Annotated in this window: 2 protein-coding genes; both read right to left on the bottom strand. The window is 70.1% G+C overall.

Going from position 1 to position 3,230, the window contains the following annotated elements:
• Positions 1 to 98: 98 nt before the first annotated feature.
• Positions 99 to 944: a hypothetical protein gene (locus F787_RS0113885; protein WP_028492570.1), complete on the bottom strand. Its 846-nt coding sequence runs from the start codon at positions 942 to 944 to the stop codon at positions 99 to 101.
• A gap of 1 nt (position 945) precedes the next feature.
• Positions 946 to 3,057 (bottom strand): molybdopterin-dependent oxidoreductase, encoded by a 2,112-nt coding sequence (locus F787_RS0113880; RefSeq protein ID WP_028492569.1) that lies wholly within the window; start codon positions 3,055 to 3,057, stop codon positions 946 to 948.
• Between the last annotated feature and the right edge of the window lie 173 nt (positions 3,058 to 3,230).

The raw sequence follows: 3,230 nt of genomic DNA, 5'->3' as shown, positions 1-3,230 counted from the left end.
AAGGCATGGAAAACAGGAGGTCTCGATCGAACACTACAGCCAACCGTTGACAGGTCAATCCATATCAGGAGCGCAGCCCTCTGCGCGATCCGGCGTTTCTATTCGGGGCCGGGCTGGCCGGTGAGGCGGCGGTAGAGGGCGAAGCCGGCGTCGCGATCCGCGCTGCGCAAGATGGCGGATCGGCCCGGGGTTGAGGGATCGGGCTTCAGGTCAACGCCGGCGTCTTCGGCGGCGCGAAAATCGGCATCGGTCAGTTCGAACTCGCCGAAGACCGAGATGATGTAGCCACCGGGGATCGGCGGCGGTGGCGTGAACGGTTCGCCGTCCGCCAGCGCGACCCAGGCGGGGATGAACGCCGGGCCGTAGAAGTCGAAGAAGCCGTTGGAGCCGCGCAGATGGGCCTCGATCGGCCGCCCGCCGATCAGCTCGATATTGCAGATGCCGCTGTAGCCAGCCAGGTTGCGCCGCACCCAGTCGGCGATCCACGGCTCCACCTCGGGCACGGCGGCGCCGACCTCCCAGTAGATCGGGCGCGCGGCGTCCTTTTCGTCCGATCCACGGGTGTGGGCGAACCAGCGCACCTCGCCGTTCTCCACCAGGCAGTCGGTGCTGGTGTGCGTCCCCTCCAGGCGCTGGCACCAGAAGCTGCCGGGCTCGGCCGGCACCTCGCCGGCGGGCAGGGCACGGGCATCCAGCCCCATACCGGCGAGGTTGGTGATCGGCTTCACGAACACCGTGTCCGCCGCCGCCAGTCCCAGGTCCGTGGGCGCGACCCCACAGGGCGCGGCCGTCAGGCCCGCATCCAGGGCCAGGCGCAGCTTGTCGTAGACATGCCGATGGCCCGGGTTCAGGCGCCAGGCGGCGGCATCGGACACCGCCACCTCGCGGCGCGGCTCGGGCCGGAAGATGTGCCGACGCTCGGGCAGGACACCAACGAACGGCACGTCAGCCCGCCTCCGGCAGGCGTTCTTCGTGCCCGGCGCGCAGGCGTTCCACCTCGCACAGCAGCGACTTGAACGCGGGGAAGCCGCTGATCGGGTCGAGGTTGCGGTCGTCGGTCAGTTCGTTGATGTTGGCATGGTTCCAGCCGTGCTGGCAGTGCGCCACACCGGGCTTGATGCGGTCGGTGACCTTCGCCACGAAGGCGACCCGCCCGCGCGGCGAGCGCACCTCCACGGTGTCGCCATCGGCGATGCCGCGCGCCGCGGCGTCCTGCGGGTGCAGCTCCACCAGCGGCTCCGGCATCGCCCGACGCATGCGCTCCAGATACTGGTGCTGCGAGTGGGTGGCGTGCTTGTGGCGCGCGCCGCTGGTCAGCACCAGCGGATAGTCGCGCGCCAGCTCCGGCGTGGACAGCGGGCTCTCGGCCGGCTCGCGCCAGACCGGCAGGCCGTCGTGCCCGGCCTCGCGCAGCTCGGCGGCGTCGAATTCCACCTTGCCGCTGACCGTGCGGAAGCCGTGCAGCCGGTACTGGCGGTCACCCTCCTCGAAGCCGTGCTCGACCAGATCATCCAGCGCCTTCGCGAACACGGTCACGCCGTCCGGGTCGTTGTACACCTGCTCTCGGATGGTCTCGGGGATGCCGTCGGCGGCCTCGGCCCAACTGGCCTCCAGGTCGCCGTTCCAGAACTGCTCCGCCATCCCGAGGCGCACGCCCAGCTCGAGGAACACCTCGGCGTCGGCGCGTGCCTCGCCGCGCGGGGCCACCGCCTGATGCCGGTAACGCAGCTCGCCACGGAAGTTGCAGCCGGGATAGGCGATCAGCGCCGGGCGTTCGAGGCTGGTGGCGGCCGGCAGCACAATGTCCGCCATGCGCGTGGCCGGGTTGTGGAAAAAGTCCGACACGGCGAAGAAATCCAGCGCGCCCAGCGCCTGTTCCATGCGCTTCGAGTTCGGCCACATGGCGGTGTTGATGCCCATCGCCAGCAGCGAGCGAACCTGCTGCGGCCGGCCGTCGAGGATCGCGTCCGGCAGCAGCATGCTCTGCGCCGCCGGCCAGTGGGCCGTCCACACCGGGAAGGTCTCGTCGCCGATGCGCGGCGGCAGGTTTTCCTTGCAGTGGTCGAACAGGTCGATCGGCTTCGGCGTGACCTTGTCGTTGAAGAAGCGGTTGCCACCCTCGCGGTCGATGTTGCCGGTGACCGCCGCCAGCAGGGTCACCGCGCGGTGATTCTGGAAGCCGTTGGAATGCTGCACGGTGGCGGTGGGCGAGAGCATGATCTGCGCCGGGGCGCGGCTCGCGTAGAGCTCGGCGGCGCGCCTCAGATCGTCCTCCTCGATGCCGCAGATCGCCGCCACCCGCTCCGGCGGGAATCCGGCCACGTATTCGCGAAAGGCCTCCACCCCGTTGCCCCATTCGTCGAGGAAGGCCTGATCCTGCCAGCCGTTCTCGAAGATCAGGTGGTGCATGCCCAGCGCCAGCGCCCCGTCGGTGCCCGGACGGATCTGCAGGTGCACCTCGGCCTGCTCCGCCAGCGGGGTCACGCGCGGGTCGACCACCACCGTGGCGCAGCCGGGGCGCGCCGCGGCCAGCGCATGCTGATGGAACGGCGGGATGGACCCGCGCGGGTTGGTGGACCACACCAGCAGGCAGCGCGTCGCATCCGAGGCCACGGTGGAGGAGGTCTTGATCCTGGTGCCGAAGGTCACCTCCTCCGCCACCTTGGTGGCCGAGAAGCAGCAGCCGCTCTCGGTCAGGTAGTTGGGCGAGCCGAAGGCATGCGCCAGGCGCTGCAGCTGCGGCCGCGCCTCCTTGGTGTAGCCGGCGAAGAACGCGGCCGCCGGGGCACCGTGCTCCTCGCGGGTCGCGCGCAGGCGCTCGGCGATGGTGTCCAGCGCCTCGTCCCAGGAGATGCGCTCGAACTTGCCGCTGCCGCGCGGTCCGGTGCGCCGTAGCGGGTAGAGCAGGCGTTCGGGATGGTTACGGCGATCCAGCTGGACGTAGCAGCGCGGACAGTCGGGGCCGTCGATCTTCACCGGCTCGCCGGCGTTGTCCAGGGTCACGTCGATCGCGCAGTTGGCGTCGCATTCGTAGCAGGTGCTTTTCACGGTCGCCATGGGGGTCGGTTTACCTCGCGCGGGCATTCGGTCGATGTATCCCGATTATGCGCACGGCGCCCGCCGCCCTCGAACAACGTCATGCGCCCCGGGGCATTGCCCCCGCGTAGGAGGCCAGCCCCCTGGCCGATCGGGCGTCGAACATGATCAGCCGGAGGGCCGGCCTCCTACCG

It is taken from the genome of Thioalkalivibrio sp. ALE19 (assembly GCF_000428605.1).
GTDB lineage: Bacteria > Pseudomonadota > Gammaproteobacteria > Ectothiorhodospirales > Ectothiorhodospiraceae > Thioalkalivibrio.
The sequence above is the reverse complement of the archived record's forward strand: the minus strand, read 5'-3'. Positions and strand labels throughout refer to the sequence as shown.